The following is a 26,445-nucleotide window of genomic DNA, read 5'->3' as shown; positions in this document are numbered from 1 at the left end:
CACCGGTCTTTTCGCGGGACGGGCCGGGGTCAGCCGGCCGCCGCGGCCTCGGCGGCCGCCGCTTCGGCCGCGCGGCGCTCACCCTCGGCCTGGGACCGCTTCCCGTACATGGCGGTCCATACGCCGAGGGCGCCCAGCACCGCGTAGATCATGATCGGGCTGACCACCACCATGGTCTTGGTGGGCAGCGTGGAGGCGAGGACGACGCGGACGATCGCCTCGGCGACGTACGCGACGCCCCACACCAGCGTCATCCGGTTCATGGTGGTGCGGAAGCCCTCGTACTGCCACAGGCCGTTCCACCAGGCGGTGCTCTCCGGGGTGCCGTCGGTGGCGAACTTGCGGCCGAAGTAGAACATCAGCGGCCGCGGCGCGAGCAGCGTCCCCAGGCAGAGCAGCCCGAACAGCCCGGTGACCCCCGAGTCCTTGATGAGCAGGGCGCGGGCCGAGTGCGCGCCGACGAGCGAGACGACGGCGGTGATCACCAGGAACACCAGGGTGACGACGGCGAACTCGTCGATCTTGCGCCGCCAGGCCAGGCTGATGACGCTGTCGAGCACCGGCCAGGCGCTGCTGACCAGCAGCGCGGAGAACTCGCTCCAGCCGTGGTCCTCGGTCAGTACGTTGTACGTGATGATCGGCGCGACCACGTTGAGCCCGATGGTCAGGATCCAGCCGAGGGCGGTGGCGGCGCCCGAGCGCTTCGGAGGTGCCGGTCGTGCGTCTTGAGTTGCTGGAGTGGACAAGGTTCCCCCTGAGACGTGCCCGATGACGTGCGGTAGGGGGACCGTAAAGACCTTGACTGGACGCGAACAACCCGAACGCACCCAAAATGATCATCAAGTTGTCCGGACCGGCCGATTCCGAATGGTGGCCGCCCCGCGTCAGGCGCGCAGACCCCGGATCACGAGAGCGGTGACCGCCTCGAACTCGGTGATGATCGTCGGCGAGAGCCAGTCGCCCGCGTACTGCGGGTCGTGGAAGCGGCCGGTGGCGTCGAAGACCGCACGCGCGGCAGCCGGCACGTCGTCGGCGGCGAGCGAGCCCGCGGCGACGCCCTCGGCGATGATCCGGCCCAGCTGGTCGATCAGCTCGGTGAGGTGCGCGTCGACCACGCCGCTGCTCTCGGCGAGCAGCACGGTGTAGGTGGCGAAGAGCTCCGGGTCGTCGCCCGCCTTGTGGCGCTTGGCCTCGAAGAGGGCCTCCAGCCACGCCTCCAGCTTGGAGGGGGCGCTCCCGGTGGGAGCCGAGGTGATCTCCTCCAGCATGACCACGCTCCGGGCGAGCCAGCGGTCCGTGACGGCCTCGCGCAGCGCCGCCTTCGACGGGAAGTGCCGGTACACACTGCCGTGGCTGACACCCAGGGCGCGGGCCACGTCCACCACGGTCGCCTTCGTGGGACCGAAGCGGCGCAGCACTTCCTCGGTGGTCACGAGGATGCGCTCGGGAGTCAGGGGCTCGGCAGCAGCGGGGGGCATGGGTACGACCGTACCGTCAGCTCAGTGCTCACTGTCGAGGTGGGCCATCTGCGCCGCCGGGTACCTCTCCCCGGCCGCCGCGCCGGCCGGGACGGCCTCTTCCACGGCGGCCAGGTCGGCGGCGTCGAGGGTGACGTCCATGGCACCCAGTGCCTCGGCGAGTCGGTCCCGGCGTCGGGCGCCCACCAGCGGCACGATGTCGACCCCGTGTCGCGGCCCCTGTGCGAGCACCCAGGCGATCGCGGTCTGGGCGACGCTCGCGCCCTTGCCCTCGGCCACCTTGCGCAGCGCCTCCACCAGATCGAGGTTCCGATCGAGGTTGTCGCCCTGGAAGCGGGGGCTCATGCCGCGGAAGTCGCCCGGGGCCAGAGCGCGGTCGCGGGTGAAGTGGCCGCTGATCAGGCCGCGGGACAGCACCCCGTACGCCGTGATCCCGATGCCGAGCTCGCGGGCGGTCGGCAGGATCTCGGCCTCGATGCCGCGGGAGATCAGCGAGTACTCGATCTGGAGGTCGGAGATGGGGGCCACGGCGGCGGCACGGCGCAGGGTGTCGGCGCCGACCTCGGAGAGGCCGATGTGGCGCACGTGCCCCGCCTGGACCGCCTCGGCGATGGCCCCGACGGTCTCCTCGATCGGCACGTCCGGGTCCACGCGCGCGATCCGGTAGATGTCGATGTGGTCCCGGCCGAGCCGCTGGAGCGAGTACGCCAGGAAGTTGTTGACGGCCTCCGGCCGGCCGTCGTAGCCGGTGAAGCCGCCCTCGACCGTACGCAGCGCACCGAACTTGACGCTGGTCAGCGCCCGCTCGCGGGCCTCGGCGGGCGCTGTGCGCAGGGCCTCCTCGATCAGCAGTTCGTTGTGCCCCATGCCGTAGAAGTCGCCGGTGTCCAGCAACGTGTGCGTGCCGTCGGGGGTGGCGTCCAGGTAGGCGTGGATGGTCGCGACGGATTCGGCGCGGTCCGCCTCCCCGTAGAGGGCGGACATCCCCATGCAGCCCAGCCCCAGCGGGAAGACGGTGGGGCCGGTGCTGCCGAGGGTGCGGCGGTCGGCGGTCACGTAGGTGCTCTCGTTCTTCGTCATGGAACGAGAATGACATGACGAGTGACAGATTTCAATATCTGTCACTCGTCAGTATCAGGCGAGGATCCGCAGCGTCAGGGTGGCCGCCGCGACCAGGGTCAGAACGGCCGCCGGCGCCAGCTCGTGGTCCTTGACCCGGAGGTGGGCGATGACCGCGCCGACGAAGTAGAGGGTCACGCCGACCGCCGCGGCCACGCCGAGCGGCGTCACCCACAGGCCGGCGACCAGGCCGATCGCGCCCGCGGCCTTGAGCGTGGCCAGGCGCGGCAGCCACGAGTCCGGGACCTGGACCTTCTGCATGTTCGCGACGATCTGGTCGTTGCGCTGGAGGGTGAAGGTGGCCGAGGCGGTGAGGGCGAGGGCGAGCAGCACGCCGACGACGGCGTAGGCGATGAACATGGAGATCTCCAACGATCGATGATGTGAAATCATTGAATAGCATCAACGATATCTCCAACGCAATCATTTCTCGATTGCTACGATGTGGACCATGACGGCAGATCAGGACGGACCGCACCCTCCCCAGCGGCTGGGCCTGCTGCTGGCCTGGCACGGATCGGTCACCCAGACGCGGATGAAGCGAGCACTCGGCGCGGCCGGGCTCACCCCGCGGCACGCGATGACGCTGATGCACCTGGACGGCGGTCCCATCAGCCAGCGGGGGCTCGCGGAGAGGCTGGAGGTGGACCCGAGCGTGCTCGTCGGGATCCTGAACGACCTGGAGGGCGAGGGCCTGGCCGAGCGTCGCCGGGACCCGGCCGACCGCCGCCGGCACAACGTGGCCATCACCGACGCGGGCGAAGCCGCCCTCCACAAGACGAACACCGCCCTCGACGAGGTCGAGAGCGGCATCTTCGCGGGTCTGTCGGCCACCGAGCGCGAACTCCTGCGCGGCCTCCTCGACCGGGTCAACACCTCGGCCGAGGACTTCGACTGCGGCGAGTAGCCCCCGGCAAGATCCGGAAGAGACGCCCTAGCCGCGCGGCGCACCCGTCGTCGTCGCGGCGGCGCCGACCGACTCCTCCAGGGTGCGGGCGGTGCGTTCCGCCGTCGCCCGGGCCCACGCTCCGCTCGTCGCCGCGCCCACGATCAGGACCAGCAGCCCGCAGATCGTGATGATCCACCAGGCCGGCTGGGCGGCCCCGGAGAAGTCGGAGCCGTTCGCCAGCCCGGCCGCGAGCACCGAGCCGATCACCGCCACGCCCAGGGTGCCGCCGGTCTGCCGGCTGGTGGAGGCGATGGCGGCCGCGACCCCGGCCTGGGAGCGGGGCATCCCGGACACCGCCGTATTGGTGATCGGCGCGTTCACCATGCCGAAGCCGAGCCCGAACAGCATGTACCCGGTGAACAGCAGCGGATTGGACGTCTCGGCCTCGAACAGGGCGAACAGCAGCCCGCTCGACGCCATGGCCACGCCCGCGATCAGCAGGCAGATCCGCGGCCCGCGGCTGCCCACCAGCCGCCCGGCCAGCGGCGCGAACAGGACGGTCAGACCGGCCATCGGCAGCATGTAGAGCCCGGCGTGCAGGGCGCTGAGCCCCCGTACGTCCTGGAGGTACAGCGTGTTCAGGAAGAGGAAACCGGCCAGCCCGGCGAAGGCACTGATCGCGATCACGGTCGACCCGCTGAAGGGCGCGCTCCGGAAGAACCGCAGATCGATCAGCGGCTCCTCACGGCGCGGCTCGTGGATCAGCAGGCCCACGAACGAGGCGACGGCCACCACCGCGCACCCCACGATCAGGGGGGAGCGCCAGCCGGCGGCCGGGGCCTCGATGATCCCGTACGTCAGACTGCCCAGCAGGGCGATGACCAGCACCTGGCCCAGCGGGTCCGGGCGGCGCGGCCGGGCCGCCCGGGACTCGGGGATGTGCCGCAGGGTCAGCGCGAACGCCGCCAGCCCGATCGGCAGGTTGATCAGGAAGATCGAGCGCCAGCCCACGGAGTCCACCAGCACCCCGCCGATCAAGGGGCCGGCCGCCATGGAGATGCCTCCGACCGCCCCCCACACACCGATGGCCCGGGCCCGCTCGGCGGGATCGGTGAAGGTGTTGGTGATGATCGACATCGCCACCGGGTTGAGCATCGCGCCGCCGACCGCCTGGACCATCCGGAAGACGATGAGCCAGTTGAGGCTGGGGGCCAGCGAGCAGAGCAGCGAGCCGCCGGTGAAAGCCACCAGACCGGCCACGAACACCTTGCGGCGCCCGATCCGGTCCGCCGTCGAGCCCGCGAGCATCAGCAGCGAGGCCAGCACGAGGGTGTAGGCGTCGATGCTCCACTGCAGCCCCGCGACCGAGGCGTCCAGGTCGCGGCGCATCGAGGGCAGAGCGACGTTGAGCACGGTGTTGTCGAGGCTGACGATCAGCAGGCTCATGCAGCAGATCGCGAGGACGAGCGTGCGCTGCCGGGGACTCGGCTCGATCATGCGCCGATGCTACGTCCCCCCCACCCCCTCGGCATGCGGGACAATGGGCGGATGACCACGCTCCCTCCGCCTCTCGCGATCGGCCCGCACACCGTGCAGCCCCCGGTGGTGCTCGCGCCCATGGCCGGCATCACCAATGCCCCGTTCCGTACCCTCTGCCGGGAGTTCTCGGGCGGCAAGGGGCTGTTCGTGAGCGAGATGATCACGACCCGCGCCCTGGTCGAGCGCAACGAGAAGACCATGCAGCTGATCCACTTCGACGAGACCGAGAAGCCTCGCTCGATTCAGCTGTACGGGGTGGACCCGACCACGGTCGGCAAGGCGGTCCGCATGATCGTCGAAGAGGACCGCGCCGACCACATCGACCTCAACTTCGGCTGCCCCGTCCCCAAGGTGACGCGCAAGGGCGGCGGCTCCGCCCTCCCGTACAAGCGCAACCTGCTGCGCGCGATCCTGCGCGAGGCCGTCGCCGGAGCCGGTGACCTGCCGGTCACCATGAAGATGCGCAAGGGCATCAACGACGACCACCTCACCTACCTCGACGCGGGCCGGATCGCCGTCGAGGAGGGCGTCACCGCCATCGCCCTGCACGGCCGGACCACCGCCCAGCACTACGGCGGCACCGCCGACTGGGACGCCATCGCGCGGCTCAAGGAGCACGTGCCGGAGATCCCCGTGCTCGGCAACGGCGACATCTGGTGCGCCGAGGACGCGCTGCGCATGGTCCGCGAGACCGGCTGCGACGGCGTGGTCGTGGGACGCGGCTGCCTGGGGCGGCCGTGGCTGTTCAACGACCTGGTGGCGGCCTTCGAGGGGCGCCCCGAGGACTTCCACAAGCCCACCCTGCGCGAGGTGGCCACCACCATGCACCGCCACGCCCAGCTGCTGGGGGAGTGGATCGGCGACGAGGCGCGCGGGGTGATCGACTTCCGTAAGCACGTGGCCTGGTACCTCAAGGGCTTCTCGGTGGGTTCCGAGATGCGCAAGAGGCTCGCGGTCACCTCCTCCCTGGCCGAACTGAATGCTCATCTGAGCGAGCTCGATCTGGATCAAGCATGGCCGGAAAGCGCGGACGGGCCTCGCGGCCGGACGTCCGGAAACAACCGAGTTGTCCTGCCGGACGGCTGGCTGAAGGACCCGTACGACTGCGCCGGTGTGAGCGAGGACGCTGAACTGGACACCTCCGGAGGCTGACAAATCGCCCTCCGTGGTGCGTGATATACGCCACGCATGGGAAGGGTTTCGCTCAGATGAGCACAGAAGTCACGGGTAAGACTTTCAAAGGGTGGCACTGGGTGCCACCCTTTGTGCGTTCAATATTTGAACGCAAATGTATCGATGATCGCTCATCCGAGCGTGATCAGGCCTCGGAAGCCCCCTCACCCTTCGGGATGTGAACGCTGTTCCTACTTTCTGATTACCCATGAGTTACTTTCGATCTGCTGGCGCACGGGTGGTTACAGCCGTATGACGACCAAGTGGACGTACCCAGAAGCCTTCGATCTGGGTATGTTCCTGGCCGTCAGGGCAGCCACCGAGCCTCGAGGAGTCGAGACCCGTGTCGGAAAACAAAGATCAGAAGTTCGTCTACGACTTCACCGAGGGCAACCGCGACCTCAAGGACCTTCTCGGCGGCAAGGGTGCCAACCTCGCCGAGATGACCAACCTGGGTCTGCCGGTCCCTCCCGGCTTCACCATCACCACCGAGGCCTGCAAGGTCTACCTCGAGAGCGGCACGGCCCCGGCCGAGCTGCGCGAAGAGGTCAGCGCCCACCTTGCCGCCCTCGAGGCGAAGATGGGCAAGAAGCTCGGACAGTCGGACGACCCGCTGCTGGTCTCCGTGCGTTCCGGTGCGAAGTTCTCGATGCCCGGCATGATGGACACCGTCCTGAACATCGGTCTCTCCGACGACTCCGTGAAGGGCCTCGCCGCCCAGGCCGGCAACGAGCGCTTCGCGTGGGACTCGTACCGCCGCCTCATCCAGATGTTCGGCAAGACCGTGCTGGACGTCGACGGCGAGCTCTTCGAGGAAGCCCTCGACGAGGCCAAGGCCGCCAAGAAGGTCACCGTCGACACCGACCTCGACGCCGCCGACCTGAAGAAGCTGGTCACCCGCTTCAAGAAGATCGTCGCCAAGCAGGCCGGCCGCGACTTCCCGCAGGACGCCCGCGAGCAGCTCGACCTCGCCGTCGAGGCCGTCTTCAACTCGTGGAACACCGACCGCGCCAAGCTCTACCGCCGCCAGGAGCGCATCCCGAGCGACCTGGGCACCGCGGTCAACGTCTGCTCCATGGTCTTCGGCAACCTCGGCCCCGACTCCGGCACCGGCGTCGCCTTCACCCGTGACCCCGCCAGCGGCCACGCGGGCGTCTACGGCGACTACCTCCAGAACGCCCAGGGCGAGGACGTCGTCGCGGGTATCCGCAACACGGTGCCGCTCGCGGACCTGGAGACCATCGACAAGGCCTCCTACGACCAGCTCATGACGATCATGACGACGCTGGAGAACCACTACAAGGATCTCTGCGACATCGAGTTCACCATCGAGCGCGGCCAGCTGTGGATGCTCCAGACCCGCGTCGGCAAGCGCACGGCCGGTGCGGCCTTCCGCATCGCCACGCAGCTCGTGGACCAGGGCCTGATCACCGAGGCCGAGGCCCTCCAGCGCGTCACCGGTCACCAGCTGGCCCAGCTGATGTTCCCGCGCTTCGACGAAGACGCGAAGACCGCGCTGCTCGGCCGCGGCATCGCCGCCTCCCCGGGCGCGGCGGTCGGCAAGGCCGTCTTCGACTCGTACACGGCCGTCAAGTGGTCCCGCTCCGGCGAGAAGGTCATCCTGATCCGCCGCGAGACCAACCCGGACGACCTGGACGGCATGATCGCCTCCGAGGGCATCCTGACCTCGCGCGGTGGCAAGACCTCGCACGCCGCCGTCGTCGCCCGCGGCATGGGCAAGACCTGTGTCTGCGGCGCCGAGGAGCTGGACGTCGACACCAAGCGCCGCCGCATGACGGTCGGCGAGACGGTCATCGAAGAGGGCGACGTCGTCTCCATCGACGGCTCCACCGGCAAGGTCTACCTCGGTGAGGTACCCGTCGTACCGTCCCCGGTCGTCGAGTACTTCGAGGGCCGCATGCACGCCGGCGCCGACGACGCCGACGAGCTCGTCGCCGCCGTGCACCGGATCATGGCCTACGCGGACCGCGTCCGCCGCCTGCGGGTGCGCGCCAACGCCGACAACGCCGAGGACGCGCTGCGTGCCCGCCGCTTCGGCGCCCAGGGCATCGGCCTGTGCCGCACCGAGCACATGTTCCTCGGCGAGCGCCGTGAACTCGTGGAGCGACTGATCCTCGCGGACACCGACGAAGAGCGTGAGGCGGCACTCAGTGCCCTCCTGCCGCTGCAGAAGAAGGACTTCGTCGAGCTCTTCGAGGCGATGGACGGCCTGCCCGTCACCGTCCGCCTCCTGGACCCGCCGCTGCACGAGTTCCTGCCCGACATCACCGAGCTGTCGGTCCGTGTCGCCCTCGCCGAGTCCCGCAAGGACGCCAACGAGAACGACCTGCGCCTGCTCCAGGCCGTGCACAAGCTGCACGAGCAGAACCCGATGCTGGGTCTGCGCGGTGTCCGCCTCGGCCTGGTCATCCCCGGCCTGTTCAAGATGCAGGTCCGGGCGATCGCCGAGGCCGCCGCCGAGCGCAAGAACGCCAAGGGCGACCCGCGCGCCGAGATCATGGTCCCGCTCGTCGGCACCGTCCAGGAGCTGGAGATCGTCCGCGACGAGGCCGACCAGGTCATCGCCGAGGTCGAGGCCGCCACCGGCACCAGCCTCAAGCTGAGCATCGGCACGATGATCGAGCTGCCGCGCGCCGCCCTGACGGCCGCCCAGATCGCCGAGGCCGCGCAGTTCTTCTCCTTCGGCACGAACGACCTGACCCAGACGGTGTGGGGCTTCTCCCGCGACGACGTCGAGGCCAGCTTCTTCACCGCCTACCTGGAGAAGGGCATCTTCGGGGTCTCGCCCTTCGAGACCATCGACAAGGACGGCGTCGGGTCCCTCGTGCGCCACGCGGTCAAGCAGGGCCGGGCCACGCGCCCCGACCTCAAGCTCGGCGTCTGCGGCGAGCACGGTGGCGACCCCGAGTCGGTCCACTTCTTCCACGAGGTCGGCCTCGACTACGTCTCCTGCTCGCCCTTCCGGATTCCGGTGGCGCGCCTGGAGGCCGGCCGTGCGGCCGCCGAGGCGAAGGGCAGCGACAGCCGCTGACCCCTGGCCCGCCAAGGGCCCCATAGACCGCGCCTGTCCCCGGGTTCCCTGACTACCCGGGGGCGGGCGCGCCTATTTTTGTTGTTCAACAAATCTTTACGCCAGCAGGCGGTGGACGGATCCCCACCCGTCCACCGCCGCTGTCATTCTGCCGGGCACGTCGGCGCTTCCCGGTGCGACCGACCGCCAGGCCCCGCAAAGCCCCCCACGGCCTTCGCGGAGCGTTTCGGTCGCACCGGAGTGTGCCCGGCGGAGTACAGGATTTCGGTTGTCACGCCCCCGCCGAAAGGGGTTTCAACTGTGGCCGAAAGGGCGTGGTGACAACGTGTGACGGCATGCATACTCATGGAGCGGGGGGATTGCGGTTGCACAGGTGGGGGTTCGGTGCTGCGTATCCATTTCACTGGAGTGGACCTGGCACGCGTACGGATGGCAGGGCGTCCCGATGCGTTGTGGGAAACGATTCTCAGCTTTCATCGCTTAAGAGACCGGCGCGATGCCCGGTTGTTCGGTGAATGGCGTACGGAAACCCGGAGCAGGTTGAATAGTGAAACACGCACGCTCGGTATGCTCATACCGAGTCGTGGTTATTTCCCCGATTTCTTGACCCCTGTGGAGGGGCAGTACGGGTGGGACCTGGGCCTCGACGCGCTGCGCGGGATCCGTCCCGAGCGCATGCGGCGCGAGCTGCAGCTGCTGGGCGCCGGCGCGCCGTTGACCCCGCGGCTACGGGAGTTCATGGACGCCGGTGACAAGCAGCTGCCGCGGCTCATGGGCGAGCTCCGGGCGTACCACCGGGCCGCCGTGGAGCCGTACTGGACGCATATCCAGGCCCAGATCGAGGCCGAGCGCGCCGCGCGCGGCCGGGCCCTGTTGGACGGCGGCGCGGACGAACTGCTGGACTCGCTGCCGCCGATGCTGCGTTGGCGGGCTCCGGTGCTGGAATGCGATTACCCCGTGGACCGTGACGTACGGCTGCGGGGGCGCGGGCTGCTGCTCCAGCCGTCCTTCTTCTGCCGGCGCACCGCGGTGACCCTGCACGATCCGGAGCTGCCGCCGGTGCTGGTCTACCCGGCCGCCGCGCAGCTGGCCTCGGCGCCGGCGGGGGGTGAGGCGGCGCGGCCCGTGGAGGAGCAGCGCCAGCGCACCCTGGGCAAGCTGGTCGGGCACACCCGGTCGGTGGTGCTGCGGGCCATAGGGGACGGGGCGACCACCAGCGAGCTGGCCCGCCGGGCCGGGGTCTCGCTGGCCTCCGCGAGTCAGCACGCGTGTGTGATGCGGGAGGCGGGGCTGGTGACCACGCTGCGGCGGGGGAACGCGGTGCTGCACACCGTGACGCCGCTGGGGGCCGCGCTGCTGAAGGGTGGGGCCGTGGCGTCGTGACGCGGCCGCCGCCGCACCCCTGCGGGGTTGCCCGTGGGGGTGCGGCCGGTTGTGCGGGTGCGGCGCCGTTGCGGGGGCGCTGCCCCCGGGCCCCCGCGCCTCAAACGCCGGCGGGGCTGGAACAGCGGGGCTCTCCCCCCGGGCCCCCGCGCCTCGAACGTCGGCGGGGCTGGGAGGGGGCTCCGGCGGGGCTGAGAGAGCGGGGCTCAGGTGCGGAAGGGGCCCGTCACCTCGTAGGTGATGCCGCCGGTCGAGCTGCCGCTCGTGCCGCGCTGGCTGGAGAAGTAGAGCCGGTTGCCGGCGGGGGAGAAGGCCGGGCCTGTGATCTCGGAGGAGGACTGGCCGGTGATCCGCAGGAAGGGCGCCACCACGTCGTCCGGGGTGATCACGCAGATCTCCATGTTGCCGCCGTCCTCGGCGACGTACAGGTCGCCGTACGAGGACCCGGTGACGTTGTCGACGCCGGTCAGCGGGGCCGCGCCGCCGGGTACGAGCGAGTCGTCGTAGGCCAGCTCGTACGTGCTGTTCGTGAGGTTCAGCTGCCAGACCCGGTTGTCGCCCTTCGTGGTGAACCAGACGGTGTCGTTGGCGTAGTGGCAGCCCTCGCCGCCGTTGAACTTCTTCGAGCCCGAGACCTGGCTACGGGTCGCGGTCGGCGAGCCGTCCGGGTCCGGGACGTTCTGCCAGGTGAAGGAGCCCGAGGTGGCGGTGCCGGCCTTCAGGACCTGGAGGGTGCCGGAGGAGAGGTTGCCCCAGGTGGTCGGGATGAAGCGGTAGAAGCAGCCGCTGGTCTCGTCCTCGGTCAGGTAGATCACCTGGCGCACCGGGTCGGCGGCGGCCGCCTCGTGCTTGAACCGGCCCATCGCGGGGCGCTGCACGGCCGCGTTCACCCCGTACGGGTCGGTCTCGTAGACGAAGCCGCGGTCGACCTCCTCGCAGGACAGCCAGGTGTTCCAGGGGGTCTTGCCGCCCGCGCAGTTCTGCCGGGTGTTCGAGAGGATCCGGTAGGCGCCGGTGACGGTGCCGGAGGAGTTGAACTTCACCGCGCTCGCGCCGCCGGAGGGGTTGATCTCCGAGTTGGACACGTAGATCCAGCCCGAGCCGTCGGTGTAACAGGCACCGCCGTCGGGGGCGCTGTGCCAGGCGTACGAGGTACCGCTGACGGTCTGGCCCGAGCGGGCGATGACCCGGCTGGTGAAACCGCTGGGGAGCATGATGCCGTTGGCGTCGGCCGCGCCGAGCGCCCCGTACGGTCCGGCACCCGGCTGGGCGGGGGCGGCGTAGGCGGCTCCGTGCATCAACGTGCCGCCGAAGGCGGCGGCCGACGAACCGATCACCGCACCGCGCAGGAAGGTACGACGTTCCACGGTCACTCCTGTGGGAGGAAGGCCCCGCGGCCGGTCGGACGCGGGGGCGCACGGTGGAGGAACCTAGGAGGCGCCAGTTGCCGTGGCCCCAACTCCCCGTGACGCAGGAGCAACCGCTCGACGGACACTTGCCTGACCTGCGGTTTCGTGATCCGGAAAGAAAAATCGAAAAAAGTTCGCGAGGCAGCGATGAGTTTGTCGGGGACTCGCGGTCCACCTCTCGAAAGCACCGCACACGAGAGAAGAGAGACCTCGATGTCCGCCACCATGATCTTCGTCAACCTGCCGGTCAAGGACCTGGAGGCCGGCAAGGCCTTCTGGAGCAAGCTGGGCTACTCCTTCAACGCCCAGTTCACCGACGAGAACTGCGCCTCGATGGTCATCAGCGACACCATCGTCGCGATGCTCCTGACCGAGGCCCGCTACAAGGACTTCACCCACAAGGAGATCGCGGACGCGACGAAGACGTCCGAGGTGCTGATCTGTCTGAGCGCCGAGAGCCGCTCCGCCGTCGACGAGCTGGTGGACGGGGCCCTGGCGGCCGGTGCCACCGAACCCCGCCCCGCCCAGGACCACGGCGTCATGTACGGCCGTGCCTTCGACGACCTCGACGGCCACACCTGGGAGATCATGTGGATGGACCCGTCGATCGTCCAGAGCTGATCACGCACCACCCCGAGGTCACGAGGTCACGAGGTCACGGCGGTCCGCACCGGGTAGGTCCGGACCGTCGTCTCCTCGTCGTCCAGGCAGCGCCCCGACTCCAGGTCGAAGCGCTGCTTGAGCAGGGGGGAGGCCACGAAGGGCCGGCCCCCGGCGGTCCCCACCAGCCCGCGCGAGAGCACCTGCGCGCCGGTGAAGGGGTCCTGGTTGCCGATGGCGTACGGGCGCCCCGCGCGGTCGAGGAACACCGCCGCCTGGCTCCCGTCCGGCAGCAGCGCCGCCACCCCGCGCCCGGGGATCAGCGAGGACAGCTCGCACACCGTCAGCCAGCCCTGCGCCACCTGCAGTTCCACGGTCATCGGACGGCTCCTCCTATGGTCAGGACGGCCAGGTCGGGCTTGACCTGGTCACGCTCGGGGACGAACTTCACGGTCGGGTCGGGGGCGCCGGGCGCGTTGACGAAGGACACGAACCGGCGCAGCCGCTCCGGATCCTGGAGCGTCTCGGCCCATTCGTCCCGGTAGGCCGCCACGTGGTCGGCCATCAGGGACTCCAGCTCCGCGCACAGCCCGAGCGAGTCGTGCACGACCACGTCCCGCAGGTGGGCCAGGCCCCCCTCCAGCCGCTCCAGCCAGGTGGAGGTCCGCTCCAGCCGGTCGGCGGTGCGGATGTAGAACATCAGGAACCGGTCGATCAGCCGGACCAGTTCCGCGTCCGACAGGTCCTGGGCCAGCAGGTCGGCGTGGCGCGGCGTGGCCCCGCCGTTGCCGCCCACGTACAAGTTCCAGCCACTCGCCGTCGCGATGACGCCGAAGTCCTTGCTCTGTGCCTCCGCGCACTCGCGGGCGCAGCCGGAGACCGCCGACTTGAGCTTGTGCGGGGAGCGCAGCCCCCGGTAGCGCAGCTCCAGGTCGATGGCCATCCGGACGCTGTCCTGGACCCCGTAGCGGCACCAGGTCTGCCCCACGCAGGACTTCACCGTGCGCAGGGCCTTCCCGTACGCGTGCCCGGACTCGAACCCGGCGTCGACGAGCCGCGCCCAGATCCGCGGGAGCTGGTCCACGCTCGCCCCGAAGAGGTCGATCCGCTGCCCGCCGGTGATCTTCGTGTAGAGGCCGAAGTCGCGGGCCACCTCACCGATCACGATCAGCTTGTCCGGGGTGATCTCACCGCCGGGGATGCGCGGGACGACCGAGTAGGAGCCGTTGCGCTGCATGTTCGCGAGGAAGTGGTCGTTGGTGTCCTGGAGGGCGGCCTGCTCCCCGTCCAGGACGTAGCCGCTCGCGCCGAGGGTGGGGGCCAGCGAGGCGATGATCGAGCCGACGGTGGGCTTGCACACCTCGCAGCCGTCACCGCCGCGGGCCTCCGGCCGGCCGTGCCCGTCGAGGATCTCCTCGTACGAGGTCAACCGGCGGGTGCGGACGATCTCGTAGAGCTCGGCCCGGGTGAAGGGGAAGCAGCCGCACAGGCCCTTGTCGGTGGCGGCGGGCAGCAGCTGTCCGATCACCTTGACGCAACTGCCGCAGCCGGTGCCCGCCTTGGTGCACTTCTTGACCTCGGCGAGGGTGGCGCAGGCGGCGATGGCCTTCTTGGTGACGTTGTGGCAGGAGCAGATCACCGCGTGGTCGGGGAGCGCGGACGGGCCGAGCGCGACCGGGGCGCCGACCCCGGCGGGCAGCACCAGCTGCTCGGGGGCGACGGGCGGGACGCTTCCGGTGAGCGGGCGCAGCAGGCCGTAGGAGTCCGCGTCGCCGACCAGGACCCCGCCGAGGAGGACGCCGTCGGGGGAGACGACCAGCTTCTTGTAGACCCCGGAGCGGGAGTCGGACCAGACGACGTCGAGGCTGTCCGGGGTGGTGCCGTGGGCGTCGCCGAAGGAGGCCACGTCCACGCCGAGGAGCTTGAGCTTGGTGGAGAGGTCGGCGCCGGTGAACTCCTTCTCGCGGCCGAGCAGGTCGTCGGCGGCCGTCTCGGCCATCTCGTAGCCGGGGGCCACCAGTCCGTAGACGCGGCCGTCGACGGCGAGGGCGCACTCGCCGATGGCGTAGACATGCGCGTCGGAGGTGCGGCAGCGGGCGTCGACCGCGATGCCGCCGCGCTCGCCGACGTCCAGTCCGCAGTCGCGGGCCAACTGGTCGCGGGGGCGGACACCGGCGGAGAAGACGACGAGGTCGGTGTCGACGACCGAGCCGTCGGACAGCCGCATCCCGCTGACGTGGCCGTCCTCGCCGGTCACCACCTCCTGGGTGCCGACGCCGGTGTGGACGGTCAGCCCCATGGACTCGATGGTGCGCAGCAGGGCCGCGCCGCCACCGTCGTCGACCTGTACGGGCATCAGGCGCGGGGCGAACTCGACGACGCGGGTGGCGAGCCCGAGGCCCTGGAGGGCGCCGGCGGCCTCCAGGCCGAGGAGTCCGCCGCCGACGACCGCGCCGCTGGACTTGTCCTTCGCGTACGCCTCGATGGCGAGGAGGTCCTCGATGGTGCGGTAGACGAAGCAGCCGGGGGCGTCCTTGCCGGGGACCGGCGGTACGAAGGGGAAGCTGCCGGTGGCCAGGACCAGGACGTCGTACGGGAAGACCTGCCCGGACCGGGCGGTGACGGTACGGGCGGCCCGGTCGATGTGCTCGGCGGGGTCGTCGAGGTGGAGGTCGATGCCGTGCCGCTCCATGAACCCGGCGGGCGTCATGGACAGGTCCTCGGCGGTGCTGCCGGAGAAGTACGAGGTCAGGTGCACGCGGTCGTAGGCGGGCCGGGGCTCCTCGCAGAGCACGGTGATCCGGTGCGTGGCGGTGACCCCGCGCTCGGCGAGTGCTTCGAGGTAGCGCTGGCCGACCATGCCGTGCCCGATGAGCACGATCGTGGGCAGGGGCTCGGTCATGTCAGTGGCCTCCGTCGTCGGTGAGCAGGTGGAACAGGTCGTGCGGTGATTCCTCGCCCTCCCAGGTGCGGGCGAGGGCCCCCACGGTGGAGAGCTCGCCGAGCAGGACGCCGCCGACGAGGCGGTCGCCCCGCAGGACGACCTTGCGGTAGGTGCGGCGGGTGGCGTCGGCGAGCCGGACCACGTCGTCGCCGGGGAGGGCGGTGGTCTCGCCGAAGGCGGCGAGATCGAGGGCGCGGTCACCGTCGGCGGTGAGGGTGAGGCGGGTGAGGGCGCGGGTGCCGGTGTACCGCGTGGGCTCGCCGGTGAGGAACGTGGCCAAGGCGTCGGCCTGTTCCAGGGCGGCGCCCGCGAGGCCGTACACCTGGCCGGCGTGCTCGGCGCAGTCACCGATGGCGTGGATGTGGGGGTCACCGGTGCGGAGGTGGTCGTCGACCACGATGCCGGTGCGGACGTCCAGCCCGGCGGCCCGCGCGAGGCCGACGCGGGGGCGGACGCCGCAGGCGAGGACGACGAGATCGGCCTCCAGCCGGTAGCCGTCGGCGAGCTCGACCCCGGTGACCTTGCGCTGCCCCCGCGCGCCGCCGCTGCCGGGGCTCCGCCCCGGACCCCGCTCCTCAAACGCCGGAGGGGCTGGATTTCGCCCGGCTCTGCCTGCCCGGCGCGGCTGGATCGCCCGCAGGGCAATCTCAGCCTCGCCGGCGTTCGAGGCGCGGGGGTCCGGGGGCAGCGCCCCTGGCAGCGGTGCCGCGGATGTGAGCAGGCCGCGGACCCGGCATTCCGTGTGGATCTCGACGCCGAGTGCGGTCAGGTGCTCGTGCAGCAGGGTGGAGGCCTCGGCGTCCAGTTGGCGTTCCATCAGGCGTTCGCCCTGCTGGGCGAGGACCACCTGCGCGCCCCGCGCGGCGAGCGCACGGGTCGCCGAGACGCCCAGCAGGCCCCCGCCGATCACCACCACGCGTGCCCCGGGCCGTACGGCCGCCGAGAGCGCCAGGCAGTCGTCCATGGTGCGGAAGGCGTGCACCCCGTCCGGGAGGTCCCGTCCTTCCGGTTCGAACAGTCCGCGCAGCGGCGGGAGCACCGCGTTCGAACCCGTGGCCAGGACCAGCGTGTCGTACCGGGCCACCGTGCCGTCGTCGCAGTGCACGGCCCGCTCGGCGCGGTCCACGCGTACCGCCCGGACCCCCCGCCGCAGCACCGGGCCGGGTGCCGGCAGGGCCGTCACCTCCGGCGCGTACCGGCCCGCGAGGACCTCGGCGAGCAGGACCCGGTTGTACGGCACGTGGGTCTCGTCGCCGAGGACGGTCACCGCCGCGGCCGGGCCGAGCCGCTGCGCGAGCCGTAGGCCCGCGAGGCCGCCGCCGATCACCACCACACGCTTGTCCGAGGTCATGCCACGAGCGTGCGCGGCCGCTGTTTCCCCACGACATCGCCTCTGTTACCCGGACGGAACGCCGACCTCAGCGCCGGGGTTAAGGGTCGGTGAGGCCTTCCTCAAGGCGGCCTTAAGGACCATCAGGGCCGCCGTTCGCGCCCTTAGCGTGCTCCGTATGCGAGATGCGGTGGTGCGGGTGAGGGGCGGGATGCTGGGCGGTGCGGGGGTGGTGACCCTGCTCTGGGCGGCGCAGGTACGGCCCTCGGCCCGGCCCGACGCGCTGTTCGCCACCGCCGCCCACCTGTCCGGCCTGCTCGCCGGCTACGGGGTACTGGTGCTGCTGTTCCTGATGGCCCGGGTACCCGCCGTCGAGCACGGCGTCGGCGCCGACCGGCTCGCCCGCTGGCACGCCTTCGGTGGCCGGTACGTCCTGCTGCTCGTCTTCGGGCACGGGCTCTTCGCCCTGCTCGGCTACGCCGTGCACGAGGGAACCGACGTGGTCTCCGCCGCCTCGGAGCTGCTCGGCTACCCCGCGCTCGCCGCCGCCGCGGCCGGGACCGTCCTCCTGGCCGCGGTCGGTGTGACCTCCGCCCGGGAGGTACGCCGCCGGGTGCCGCACGAAACCTGGCGCGGGGTCCACCTGTTCGTCTACCTGGCCGCCGCCCTCGCCTTCGGGCACCAGCTCGCCGGGCCCGATCTGGCCGCGGCCGGTTGGTTCTGGGCGCTCGCCCACACCGTGGTCGCCGTCCTGCTGATCTGGTACCGCGGCGTGGTCCCCGTACGGCAGGCCCTGAGGCACGCGCTGCGGGTGGCGGACGTCCGGGTCGAGGGGCCCGGGGTGGTCTCCGTCGTCATGTACGGGCAGCACCTCGCGGAACTGCGCGCGGAGCCGGGCCAGTTCCTGCGCTGGCGGTTCCTCCAGCGGCGACTGTGGCACACGGCCCTGCCGTTCTCGCTGTCCGCGCCCGTACGGGGGAACGCCCTGCGGATCACCGTGAAGGGGCTCGGTGGCCACTCCCGCCGGATCCGCCGGCTGCGCCCCGGGACGCGGGTGCTGGCCACCGGGCCGTTCGGCGCGCTCACCGCCGCCCGGCGGACCAGGCCCAAGGTGCTGCTGATCGCGGGCGGGGTCGGGATCACCCCGATGCGGGCCCTGTTCGAGACACTGCCCGGGGGCCCGGGGGACATCACCCTGCTCTACCGGGCCGGAGCCGAGGAGCACCTCGTGCTGCGGTCCGAGCTGGAGGCCATCGCCGCCGAGCGGCAGGCCGGTCTGCACTATCTGCTCGGGCCGTCCGGCGCCGCCTACGACCCGCTGGCCCCGCAGGCGCTGGCCGCGCTGGTGCCGGACCTGGCCGAGCACGACGTGTACCTGTGCGGGCCGCCGGGGATGGCCGAGGCGACCCGGGCCGCGCTGCTGCGGGCCGGGGTGCCGGCCGGTCGGATCCATTCCGAGTGCTTCAGCTTCTGAGCCGCGCCCCCACCCATCCTGCGCCTTCCGCGTTCCCGTGCGTCCTGTGCGTCCCGTGCGTCCCGCGTTCCCCCGAGGAGTCACCGCCCCATGCGTCACCCGTTGCACGTCGCCCTCCCCGTCCGCGTCCCCGTCCCCGTCGGCGCCGAGGCTCCGGTGGCGGCGACGGCCCGGCACCGCAAGCCGCGGCGCCCCTCGCCGGCACGGGTCGCCCTGGCCGCGCTGGCCTCCGTACCGCCCGCGCGGCGGCTGGCGGCGGGGTTGGGGGCGGCCGGTGTGCTGGCCGCGACCGTGCTGACGGCGGCCGTGGACCCGGCGGCTCCGGTGGCCCCGGACCGGGTGCCGGCCCGGCAAAGCTCAACCTTTGCGCAACTTTCCGGAGATTGATGCCCACTGCACCCAACAGCTCCGTAGGGTCAGGTCGTGCCTGACATATCAACGACCATGATCGTCATCCTGTGCGTGGCAGCGGCCGCCGCAGGCTGGATCGACGCGGTGGTGGGCGGCGGCGGTCTGCTGCTCCTGCCCGCGCTCCTGCTCGGCCTGCCGAACGCGCACCCCGCCACCGTCCTCGGCACCAACAAGGCCGTGGCCATCGTCGGGACCGCCGGGGCGGCCGTCACGTACGCCCGCAAGGCCCCGGTGAACGTGAAACTGGCCGTCCGCATCGGCCTGGCCGCGCTCGCCGGCTCGATGGGCGGTGCCGCGCTCGCGGGCGGCATCAGCAAGGACACCCTCCGCCCGCTGATCATGGTGGTCCTCGTCTTCGTCGCCGGTGTCGTGATCTTCAAGCCCGGCTTCGGCACCGCCCCCTCCACCGCACCCGTCAGCCGGCAGCGGGTGCTGCTCGCCATCGGGCTCGCGGGCCTGGGCATCGGCTTCTACGACGGCCTCATCGGGCCCGGCACCGGCACCTTCCTGGTGCTCGCCCTCACGGCGCTGCTCCACCTCGACCTGGTCACGGCCTCCGCCACCGCCAAGATCGTGAACTGCTGCACCAACGGCGGGGCGCTCGCGATGTTCGCCTACCAGGGCATGGTGCTGTGGCAGCTCGCCGCGCTGATGGCGGTGTTCAACCTGGCCGGCGGCATGATCGGCGCCGGTATGGCGCTCAAGAAGGGCAGCGGCTTCGTCCGCGGCGTGCTGCTGACGGTGGTGGGCGCGCTGGTGCTCAAGCTCGGCATCGAGCAGTGGGGCTGACCCGCCGGAACAGCTTCTAGTACGTCCCGGTGAGGTGCGCGAAGACCACCACGTTGCCGCGGTAGCCCGTGCGGGGCGAGAAGCCGCCGCCGCAGGTGATCACCCGGAGCTCGGCGCGCGCCGAAGGCCCGTACACGCGGGTGTCGGGGAAGGCCTTGGCGTCGTAGACCTCGACCGCGTGGACCGTGAACACCGCCGTACGGCCGTCCGCGCGCGGGATCTCGATGGAGGCCCCGCGGCGCAGCGCGCCCAGGTCGTAGAAGACCCCCGGCCCGACGGCGTCGTCCACGTGCCCGGCGATGACGGCGGTGCCGGTGGCGCCCGGTGTGGTGCCGTCGCGGTACCAGCCGGCCAGGTCGCGCCGGTCCGGCGGGGGCACTTCGAGGCTGCCGCGCCGATCCAGGCCGAGCCCGGTCAGCGGGGCGTCGACCCGGATGGAGGGGATCCGGATCCGGGCCGGCGGGGAACCGGGGAGCGGGGCGATCCCGGGGCCCACCACGCCGGCGGCGGTCAGTGATTCGGCGGGGGAGGGCAGCGGCGGTCCGACGGGTTCACGCGAACCGCTGGTCACGAGCCAGATGCCGACGCAGGCGGCGAGCGCGACGAGTCCGCCGTGGCGGGCGGTGGGGGTGCGGGCGGCGCGCCCCCGCGCGCCACCGAGATCGCCACCCATGCGTACCCCCTCGGCTTCCGTTTCGGGGTGACTGGCCGTCGCCCGGCCCCGCGAACGGGGGGACCTCGCGGGGCGGGCGACGGGGGACGGTACCGGTCGGACCGCGGCCGGAGCCGCGGTGGGCGTCCGTCAGCTCCGCGTGCCGCTCGCCCGGCGACGCAGGAGCCAGGTACCGCCGACGGCGGCAGCGGCCAGTACGGCCGCTCCCGCCGCGATCTTGGCGGGGTCGGTGGTGGTGGTCGTGCCACCGCCCACCCCGGTGTTGACGTGGCCCTGCGGGCCTCGCTCGGTGACGATCAGGTCGCCGGTGGCGAACTTGCCGTTCGCGCAGGTCACGCCGATGCCGTAGGTCCCGCCGCGGGTGCCGTGGGCGATCTGGAACTGCCCCACGACCACCTCCTTGTGGGGGCCCGGGACCAGCTTGAACCGGCCGCCGCCCACCGTGGTGGCATCGCCGTCCGCGTGGCTGCCGCTCCCGCAGGCGGTGGTGTTCACGGTCACGGTGGCGCCGGGGGCGGCGGACTTGGGCCACACCTCCAGCGGCGCGAAGTCCCCGGGCGCGAAGCCCACCACGCCGAGCTCGGCGGCGGCGACGGCGCCGGCGACCGGCCCGGTGAACGCGGCGGCGGTCAGCACGGTCGCGGTCAGCAGGTGTGCGGTACGTCGGCGCATGGGGACTCTCCTGAAGACACGGGGTCGTGTTCCCGAGGAAACCCGGCCCGCCGGCCGCGCGCCTGCTGATGTCCCGTCAGGTATGCCCTGCGAAGGCCCGCCCCCTGACCGTCTCCGCAGGTCAACGCGGGTGCTGCGGCTATCGGGGAGCCTCGCGCCGTCCGGGTGACCGCAGCCGGCCGCGGCCCGGGCCGGCGGGGGCTCCACCGTGGCCGAGGCGCCCGCCGGGAGGACGCGCGCCGGCGGTGCGTACGGTGGTGGGGCGCGGGAGGGCGGGGGACTCCCGGCCCGGGCCGCGCACCGTCGTGCCAGACCCGAGGGAGGGCCCCGTGACATCGGTCGAACGGCTACCGGACCCGGGCGATCCGCTCCCGTTCTTCGTCTACGGGACCCTGCGCCCGGGCGAGGTCAACCACGACCTGTTCCTGCGCGGCCGCACGGCCTCGCAGGAGCCGGCCGTCCTCCCGGACGCGGCGCTCTACGACGGTCCCGGATACCCGTACGCGGTCCACCGCCCCGGCACGGCGGTCGTCGGCGAGCTGATCACGGCGGCACCGGGTCGCTACGGGCGGCTGCTGGCCGCGCTGGACCAGCTGGAGGAGTACGGGGGCCCGGGCCGGCCGGGGAACATCTACGACCGGATCGCCCGCCCGGTGCTGCGCCCGGACGGCACCACGGTCCGCGCCTGGGTCTATCTGGCGGCCCCGTTGATCGCCCGCGACCTGCGGGAGTCGGGCACGGAGATCCCCGGCGGCGACTGGTTCGGGCGCGGGTGACCGGCGGCCGGTGACCCGCGGCCACGGGCCCCGCGGCTACGGACTCGCCGCTACAGCCCCTCGGCGCCGCGGTTGCGCAGCCGCTGGCCGTACTGCTGGAGCACCCACAGCTCTTCCTGGACGGCGGCCAGTTGCTCCGGCGGGGCCTGCGGGCCCAGCCGCGACAGCGTGCCCTGGATCTCGTGGACCCGGCGGTCGACGGCGCGCAGCCGCACCTGGACCAGCTGGACCCCGGCGTACATCTCGTCCACGGTCTTCGCGTGGATGGCCTCGACCGCCAGTTCCGTGACGAGCGCGCGCACGGTGTCGTTCGGGGCGGCCCCGCGGACCCGGGCCAGGTAGTCCTCCGCGCCGAGCGAGGCACCGCCCGCGTCCAGGATCGCCTGGCGCACGGCCGCGTAGGGCGGGGCGGTGAACTCGTCCATCCCGTACGCGTCGAAGGCCGGGGAGACCAGGGCCGGCCGCTGGAGGGCGAGCTTGAGGAGCTCGCGCTCGGTGCGGTGGGCCGGGCTGCGCAGGTTCAGCGCGGGGCCCCCGGCCGGCTGGGCGGCCGGCGCCGGGACGTCCTCGTAGGACGCGCGGCCCCGCTGCGGCTTCCCGCCGGGTCGGCCGCCCTGCGGTCCGTCGCCCTGTCCGCGCTCGCGGGCCCAGCGGGCCAGCTGTGCGACCCGCTTGACCACGAACTGCTCGTCGCGGATGCCCAGCATGCCCGCCAGCTGGACCGCCGACTCGTGCTGGATCGCGATGTTCTTGATGTGGGCGACGACGGGCGCGGCCTCGTCCAGCGCGGCCGCCCGGCCCGCCGGGTTCTCCAGGTTGTGCCGGGACACGATGTGCCGCAGGGCGAACTCGAACAGCGGAGTGCGGGCCTCCACCAGGCCGGACACGGCCGCGTCGCCTTGGGCGAGCCGCAGGTCGCAGGGGTCCATACCGCCGGGGGCGATGGTGATCGAGGTCTCCGCGGCGAACTTCTGGTCGTCCTCGAAGGCCCGCAGCGCGGCCTTCTGGCCCGCCGCGTCGCCGTCGAAGGTGAAGATCACCTCGGCGGTGGCGTTGTCCATCAGCAGCCGGCGCAGGATCTTGATGTGGTCCCCGCCGAAGGCGGTGCCACAGGTGGCGATCGCGGTGGTGACCCCGGCCAGGTGGCAGGCCATCACGTCGGTGTAGCCCTCGACGACCACGGCCCGGGAGGTCTTCGCGATCTCCTTCTTCGCCAGGTCGATGCCGTAGAGCACCTGGGACTTCTTGTAGATCGCGGTCTCGGGGGTGTTCAGGTACTTCGGCCCGTTGTCGTCGTCGCGCAGCTTGCGCGCACCGAAGCCGACCACCTCGCCGCTGATGTCGCGGATGGGCCACATCAGCCGGCCGCGGAAGCGGTCGATCGGCTTGCCGCTGCGGCTGTCCTGGGCGAGCCCGGAGGTGATCAGTTCCTTGTCGGTGAAGCCCTTGCCGCGCAGGAAGCGGGTCAGGTGGTCCCATCCGGCCGGGCTGTAACCCACGCTGAAGTGCGTGGCCGCGGCCTGGTCGAAGCCGCGCTCCGCCAGGAACTTGCGGCCGATCTCCGCCTCGGGGCTGCCCAGCTGGTCGACGTAGAACTGGGCGGCGGCCTTGTGCGCCTCGACCAGCCGGATGCGGTCACCGCGGCCGCTGGTGCCGGCGGTGTAGCCGCCCTCCTCGTACCGCAGGGTGATGCCGGCCAGGCCGGCCAGGCGCTCGACCGCCTCCGAGAAGGAGAGGTGGTCGATCTTCATGACGAAGTCGAGGGTGTCCCCGCCCGCCTGGCAGCCGAAGCAGTGGTAGAGCCCCTTGCTGGGGCTGACCTGGAAGGAAGGGGACTTCTCGTCGTGGAAGGGGCACAGGCCCTTGAGGTTGCCGCCGCCCGCGTTCCGTAGCTGGAGGTACTCGGAGACCACGGCGTCGATCGGGACCGCGTCCCGTACCGCCTTCACGTCGTCGTCGTTGATCCGTCCTGCCACCCGTGAAGTCTACGGCCGGGCGCCGGCAATCCGGTCAGGCCCCCTCGGCCCGCACCAGGGAATCAAGCGGAACGGACGGGTCCGCCAGCGCCTCGCGGTTGACGGGGGTCTTCGACCTGATCAGGGCCTGGATGTGCTCGGTGACGTCCCACACGTTCACGTTCATCCCGGCCAGGACCCGCCCCTGCGACAGCCAGAAGGCGATGAACTCCCGCTTGCCCACGTCGCCGCGGATCAGCACCTGGTCGTAGCCGCCGGCCGGCGCGTAGCCCGAGTACTCCAGGCCCACGTCGTACTGGTCGGAGAAGAAGTACGGCACGCGGTCGTAGCCGACCTCCTGGCCCAACATCGCCCGTGCGGCGGCCGGGCCGCCGTTCAACGCGTTGGCCCAGTGCTCGACCCGCAGCCGGGTCCCGAGCACCGGGTGGTGGGCGGCGGCCACGTCCCCGACCGCGTAGACGTCCGGGTCGTTGGTGCGTAGGGAGGAGTCCACCGCGATCCCGCCGCCGTGCTCCCGGTCGACCAGCGCCAGCCCGGCGGTCTCGGCGAGCGCGGTCCGCGGGGCGGCCCCGATCGCGGAGAGCACCGCGTGCGCCGGGTGCTCCTCCCCGTCGTCGGTACGGGCGGCCAGCACCATGCCGTCGTGGCCCACGATCTCGGTCAGCCGCGCCCCGAAGTGGAAGCGCACCCCGTGATCACCGTGCAGGTCCGCGAAGAGCCGGCCGATCTCCGGGCCGAGCACCGCGTGCAGCGGCGTCGCCTCCGGCTCGACGACGGTGACCTCGGCGCCGTAGCCACGGGCCGCGGCGGCCACCTCCAGCCCGATCCACCCGGCGCCCGCGATGAGCAGGTGCCCGTTGTCCCGGCCGAGCCCGGCCAGTACGCCCTTCAGCCGTTCGGCGTGGGCGAGGCGCCGCAGGTGGTGCACCCCGGCCAGGTCGGTGCCGGGGATGTCCAGGCGGCGCGGCTCGGCGCCGGTGGCCAGCAGCAGCTTGTCGTAGTACAGGACGGTGCCGTCGCCGAGGACCACCTTCTTGGCGTCCCGGTCGAGGTGGACCGCGGGCTGGCCGAGGTGCAGCTCGATGTCGGAGGCCGCGTACCAGGACGGCTCGTGGACGAAGACGCTCTCCCGTTCGTCCTTGCCGGTCAGGTACCCCTTGGACAGCGGGGGGCGTTCGTAGGGATGGTCGCGCTCGTCGCCGATCAGGATCACCCGCCCCGTGAACCCCTCGGACCTCAGCGTTTCGGCCGCCTTTGCCCCGGCGAGCCCTGCGCCGACGATGACGAATGTCCGGTGTGCGTCGACCACCTGATGCCTCCTCATAACCTCTCCGCCACATGCGACCACATGCGAGCGTCCCGCACCGAGCCTGCCGCGTGAAGGGGGAGTGGCTCGATCAACTCACCTTTCGGCGCGTCGGCCGCGCCGGGTGAGGCGTGCGTGAAGGGAACGGGCGGATGCGTCGGTGAGGCACGCGATCTGGTCGATGACCGCCCTTTTCCTGGCCTTGTCGTCCGGGGCCGCGTCGAAGATGGCTCGGAACTGCGGGTCCAGCCCCTCGGGAGCGCGGGCGCTCAGCGCCTCCGCGAGTTCGGCCAGGACGATGCGCTGGTCGGCGCGGATCCGTTCCTGCTCGTCGCGCTGCATCACGTACAGGTCGGCGACCGCCTTGAGCACCGCGCACTCGTTGCGCGCCTCGCGCGGGATCACCAGTTCGGCGCCGTAGCGGGTGAGACGGCCGGATCCGTACGCCTCGCGGGTGGCGCCCTCGGCGGCCAGGCAGAACCGGCCGATCAGCTGGCTCGTGGCGTCCTTCAGCCGGGACTGGGCGAGAGCCGAACCGTCGTACCCGTGCGGCCACCACTCCTGCTCCATCAGACGGTCGAGGGCGGTCCGCAGCTCCTCGGGCGCGGTGTCGGCGGGGACGTACCGGCCGATGGCCACCTGCCAGATCGCCGCGCGGTCGGGCTCGGCGTAGAGCATGTTGGGGTCGAGGTGGCCGGCGTGCAGGCCGTCCTCGAAGTCGTGGACGGAGTACGCGACGTCGTCCGCCCAGTCCATGACCTGGGCCTCGAAGCACTTGCGGTCCGCGGGCGCGCCGCGGCGCAGCCACGCGAAGACCGGCAGGTCGTCCTCGTACGCGCCGAACTTGACCGAGTCGGGGTCGGTGGGGTGGTCCCCGCGGGCCCACGGGTACTTGGTGGCGGCGTCCAGACAGGCCCGGGTGAGGTTGAGGCCGACGCTGACGAGCTCGCCGCTCGTCGGGTCGGGCACGAACCGCTTGGGCTCCAGGCGGGTCAGCAGGCGCAGCGACTGGGCGTTGCCCTCGAAGCCGCCGCAGTCCTTGGCGAACTCGTTGAGCGCCTCCTCGCCGTTGTGGCCGAAGGGCGGGTGGCCCATGTCGTGGGAGAGGCAGGCGGCTTCGACGAGGTCGGGGTCGCAGCCGAGCGCGGCGCCGAGCTCCCGCCCGACCTGGGCGCACTCCAGGGAGTGCGTCAGGCGGGTCCGGGGGCTCGCGTCCCAGTCGTAGGAACGGGTGCCGGGGGTGACGACCTGGGTCTTCCCGGCGAGGCGGCGCAGCGCGGCCGAGTGCAACACGCGGGCGCGGTCGCGCTGGAAGGCGGTCCGGCCGGGCCGTTTGTCGGGCTCGGCGGCCCAGCGTTCGGTGTCGGCCGCGTCGTAGAGGTCGCGGTGGTCGTCGGTGAGGGCGTGCGTGGTGCCTTCCATGCAGAGACGGTAACCGGAACAACTGACAAA

At 71.8% G+C, this 26,445-nt stretch carries 23 protein-coding genes; 9 read left to right on the top strand and 14 right to left on the bottom strand.

Annotated elements, in window-relative coordinates:
- Positions 1 to 29: 29 nt before the first annotated feature.
- From OG624_RS14605 to OG624_RS14590, 4 genes are all read right to left on the bottom strand, one after another.
- Positions 30 to 746: a VC0807 family protein gene (locus OG624_RS14605; RefSeq protein ID WP_161288781.1), complete on the bottom strand. Its 717-nt coding sequence runs from the start codon at positions 744 to 746 to the stop codon at positions 30 to 32.
- A gap of 138 nt (positions 747 to 884) precedes the next feature.
- Complete coding sequence (locus OG624_RS14600) at positions 885 to 1,478, bottom strand: TetR family transcriptional regulator (RefSeq protein ID WP_371639489.1); 594 nt, start codon at positions 1,476 to 1,478, stop codon at positions 885 to 887.
- A 21-nt stretch (positions 1,479 to 1,499) separates the two neighbouring features.
- Positions 1,500 to 2,558, bottom strand: a complete 1,059-nt coding sequence (locus OG624_RS14595; RefSeq protein ID WP_371639487.1) for an aldo/keto reductase — start codon at positions 2,556 to 2,558, stop codon at positions 1,500 to 1,502.
- Positions 2,559 to 2,612: 54 nt separating this feature from the next.
- Complete coding sequence (locus OG624_RS14590; protein WP_371639486.1) at positions 2,613 to 2,969, bottom strand: DoxX family protein; 357 nt, start codon at positions 2,967 to 2,969, stop codon at positions 2,613 to 2,615.
- A 79-nt stretch (positions 2,970 to 3,048) separates the two neighbouring features.
- Here OG624_RS14590 and OG624_RS14585 point away from each other — a divergent pair, with 79 nt between their 5' ends.
- Positions 3,049 to 3,504 carry a MarR family winged helix-turn-helix transcriptional regulator gene (locus tag OG624_RS14585; RefSeq protein WP_033224748.1) on the top strand — a complete coding sequence of 152 codons (456 nt, stop codon included), beginning with the start codon at positions 3,049 to 3,051 and terminating at the stop codon, positions 3,502 to 3,504.
- A 27-nt stretch (positions 3,505 to 3,531) separates the two neighbouring features.
- On the opposite strand, the gene OG624_RS14580 is transcribed toward OG624_RS14585, so the two are convergent.
- Positions 3,532 to 4,983: an MFS transporter gene (locus tag OG624_RS14580; RefSeq protein ID WP_033224697.1), complete on the bottom strand. Its 1,452-nt coding sequence runs from the start codon at positions 4,981 to 4,983 to the stop codon at positions 3,532 to 3,534.
- A 51-nt stretch (positions 4,984 to 5,034) separates the two neighbouring features.
- On the opposite strand from OG624_RS14580, the gene dusB reads away from it, so the two are divergent.
- The 3 genes from dusB (at position 5,035) to OG624_RS14565 (ending at position 10,633) form a co-directional block, all read left to right on the top strand.
- A complete protein-coding gene (gene dusB, locus OG624_RS14575) occupies positions 5,035 to 6,177 on the top strand; it encodes a tRNA dihydrouridine synthase DusB (RefSeq protein ID WP_033224695.1) in 1,143 nt (380 codons plus the stop codon).
- A 364-nt stretch (positions 6,178 to 6,541) separates the two neighbouring features.
- Complete coding sequence (ppdK, locus tag OG624_RS14570; RefSeq protein ID WP_033224694.1) at positions 6,542 to 9,250, top strand: pyruvate, phosphate dikinase; 2,709 nt, start codon at positions 6,542 to 6,544, stop codon at positions 9,248 to 9,250.
- A 384-nt stretch (positions 9,251 to 9,634) separates the two neighbouring features.
- Positions 9,635 to 10,633 (top strand): ArsR/SmtB family transcription factor, encoded by a 999-nt coding sequence (locus OG624_RS14565; RefSeq protein ID WP_078909586.1) that lies wholly within the window; start codon positions 9,635 to 9,637, stop codon positions 10,631 to 10,633.
- Between the two features lie 206 nt (positions 10,634 to 10,839).
- Here OG624_RS14565 and OG624_RS14560 read toward each other — a convergent pair whose 3' ends face one another.
- A complete protein-coding gene (locus tag OG624_RS14560) occupies positions 10,840 to 12,000 on the bottom strand; it encodes an alkaline phosphatase PhoX (protein ID WP_033224693.1) in 1,161 nt (386 codons plus the stop codon).
- Positions 12,001 to 12,255: 255 nt separating this feature from the next.
- On the opposite strand from OG624_RS14560, the gene OG624_RS14555 reads away from it, so the two are divergent.
- Positions 12,256 to 12,663: a VOC family protein gene (locus OG624_RS14555; RefSeq protein ID WP_371639485.1), complete on the top strand. Its 408-nt coding sequence runs from the start codon at positions 12,256 to 12,258 to the stop codon at positions 12,661 to 12,663.
- 26 nt (positions 12,664 to 12,689) lie between these two features.
- Here the strand turns inward: OG624_RS14555 and nirD are convergent, their stop codons facing one another.
- The 3 genes from nirD to OG624_RS14540 are packed head-to-tail and all read right to left on the bottom strand — an operon-like array spanning position 12,690 to position 16,937.
- Entirely contained in the window at positions 12,690 to 13,022 is a 333-nt protein-coding gene (gene nirD / locus OG624_RS14550) for a nitrite reductase small subunit NirD (RefSeq protein ID WP_033224691.1), read from the bottom strand.
- On the bottom strand, positions 13,019 to 15,544 hold the full coding sequence (nirB, locus tag OG624_RS14545; RefSeq protein WP_266441566.1) for a nitrite reductase large subunit NirB: 2,526 nt from the start codon (positions 15,542 to 15,544) through the stop codon (positions 13,019 to 13,021). Before nirB ends, nirD begins: the two co-directional genes overlap by 4 nt.
- Position 15,545: 1 nt before the next feature.
- Positions 15,546 to 16,937, bottom strand: coding sequence for an NAD(P)/FAD-dependent oxidoreductase (locus tag OG624_RS14540; protein ID WP_371639483.1), 1,392 nt, complete (start codon positions 16,935 to 16,937; stop codon positions 15,546 to 15,548).
- A gap of 157 nt (positions 16,938 to 17,094) precedes the next feature.
- Here OG624_RS14540 and OG624_RS14535 point away from each other — a divergent pair, with 157 nt between their 5' ends.
- The 3 genes from OG624_RS14535 to OG624_RS14525 all read left to right on the top strand — a co-directional run bounded on the left by OG624_RS14535 (position 17,095) and on the right by OG624_RS14525 (position 19,590).
- Entirely contained in the window at positions 17,095 to 18,390 is a 1,296-nt protein-coding gene (locus OG624_RS14535) for a ferredoxin reductase family protein (RefSeq protein WP_266441561.1), read from the top strand.
- Positions 18,391 to 18,480: 90 nt separating this feature from the next.
- Entirely contained in the window at positions 18,481 to 18,777 is a 297-nt protein-coding gene (locus OG624_RS14530; protein ID WP_371587744.1) for a hypothetical protein, read from the top strand.
- Between the two features lie 36 nt (positions 18,778 to 18,813).
- Positions 18,814 to 19,590, top strand: coding sequence for a sulfite exporter TauE/SafE family protein (locus OG624_RS14525; protein WP_266356687.1), 777 nt, complete (start codon positions 18,814 to 18,816; stop codon positions 19,588 to 19,590).
- A 16-nt stretch (positions 19,591 to 19,606) separates the two neighbouring features.
- On the opposite strand, the gene OG624_RS14520 is transcribed toward OG624_RS14525, so the two are convergent.
- Complete coding sequence (locus OG624_RS14520) at positions 19,607 to 20,263, bottom strand: class F sortase (protein WP_051763696.1); 657 nt, start codon at positions 20,261 to 20,263, stop codon at positions 19,607 to 19,609.
- A gap of 129 nt (positions 20,264 to 20,392) precedes the next feature.
- Positions 20,393 to 20,935: a hypothetical protein gene (locus tag OG624_RS14515; protein WP_033224685.1), complete on the bottom strand. Its 543-nt coding sequence runs from the start codon at positions 20,933 to 20,935 to the stop codon at positions 20,393 to 20,395.
- Positions 20,936 to 21,264: 329 nt separating this feature from the next.
- Between OG624_RS14515 and OG624_RS14510 the strand changes: the two genes are divergently transcribed.
- Positions 21,265 to 21,711, top strand: a complete 447-nt coding sequence (locus OG624_RS14510) for a gamma-glutamylcyclotransferase family protein (RefSeq protein ID WP_051763695.1) — start codon at positions 21,265 to 21,267, stop codon at positions 21,709 to 21,711.
- A 50-nt stretch (positions 21,712 to 21,761) separates the two neighbouring features.
- Here OG624_RS14510 and dnaG read toward each other — a convergent pair whose 3' ends face one another.
- From dnaG to OG624_RS14495, 3 genes are all read right to left on the bottom strand, one after another.
- A complete protein-coding gene (gene dnaG, locus OG624_RS14505) occupies positions 21,762 to 23,687 on the bottom strand; it encodes a DNA primase (RefSeq protein ID WP_033224684.1) in 1,926 nt (641 codons plus the stop codon).
- A 34-nt stretch (positions 23,688 to 23,721) separates the two neighbouring features.
- Positions 23,722 to 24,996, bottom strand: a complete 1,275-nt coding sequence (locus OG624_RS14500) for an NAD(P)/FAD-dependent oxidoreductase (protein WP_033224683.1) — start codon at positions 24,994 to 24,996, stop codon at positions 23,722 to 23,724.
- Positions 24,997 to 25,089: 93 nt separating this feature from the next.
- Positions 25,090 to 26,415: a deoxyguanosinetriphosphate triphosphohydrolase gene (locus OG624_RS14495; protein ID WP_033224682.1), complete on the bottom strand. Its 1,326-nt coding sequence runs from the start codon at positions 26,413 to 26,415 to the stop codon at positions 25,090 to 25,092.
- Positions 26,416 to 26,445: the final 30 nt, after the last annotated feature.

The sequence above is a fragment of the Streptomyces virginiae genome (assembly GCF_041432505.1).
Lineage (GTDB): Bacteria > Actinomycetota > Actinomycetes > Streptomycetales > Streptomycetaceae > Streptomyces > Streptomyces virginiae_A.
Note: the sequence above shows the minus strand (reverse complement) of the source record. Positions and strands in the feature narration are given on the sequence as shown.

Coding starts and splice junctions, on each gene's coding strand:
- OG624_RS14600 (WP_371639489.1), bottom strand. CDS start 1,478: ATGCCCCCCGCTGCTGCCGAGCCCCTGACTCCCGAGCGCATCCTCGTG.
- OG624_RS14595 (WP_371639487.1), bottom strand. CDS start 2,558: ATGACGAAGAACGAGAGCACCTACGTGACCGCCGACCGCCGCACCCTC.
- OG624_RS14585 (WP_033224748.1), top strand. CDS start 3,049: ATGACGGCAGATCAGGACGGACCGCACCCTCCCCAGCGGCTGGGCCTG.
- OG624_RS14580 (WP_033224697.1), bottom strand. CDS start 4,983: ATGATCGAGCCGAGTCCCCGGCAGCGCACGCTCGTCCTCGCGATCTGC.
- dusB (WP_033224695.1), top strand. CDS start 5,035: ATGACCACGCTCCCTCCGCCTCTCGCGATCGGCCCGCACACCGTGCAG.
- OG624_RS14555 (WP_371639485.1), top strand. CDS start 12,256: ATGTCCGCCACCATGATCTTCGTCAACCTGCCGGTCAAGGACCTGGAG.
- nirD (WP_033224691.1), bottom strand. CDS start 13,022: ATGACCGTGGAACTGCAGGTGGCGCAGGGCTGGCTGACGGTGTGCGAG.
- nirB (WP_266441566.1), bottom strand. CDS start 15,544: ATGACCGAGCCCCTGCCCACGATCGTGCTCATCGGGCACGGCATGGTC.
- OG624_RS14540 (WP_371639483.1), bottom strand. CDS start 16,937: ATGACCTCGGACAAGCGTGTGGTGGTGATCGGCGGCGGCCTCGCGGGC.
- OG624_RS14535 (WP_266441561.1), top strand. CDS start 17,095: ATGCGAGATGCGGTGGTGCGGGTGAGGGGCGGGATGCTGGGCGGTGCG.
- OG624_RS14530 (WP_371587744.1), top strand. CDS start 18,481: ATGCGTCACCCGTTGCACGTCGCCCTCCCCGTCCGCGTCCCCGTCCCC.
- OG624_RS14520 (WP_051763696.1), bottom strand. CDS start 20,263: ATGGGTGGCGATCTCGGTGGCGCGCGGGGGCGCGCCGCCCGCACCCCC.
- OG624_RS14515 (WP_033224685.1), bottom strand. CDS start 20,935: ATGCGCCGACGTACCGCACACCTGCTGACCGCGACCGTGCTGACCGCC.
- OG624_RS14495 (WP_033224682.1), bottom strand. CDS start 26,415: ATGGAAGGCACCACGCACGCCCTCACCGACGACCACCGCGACCTCTAC.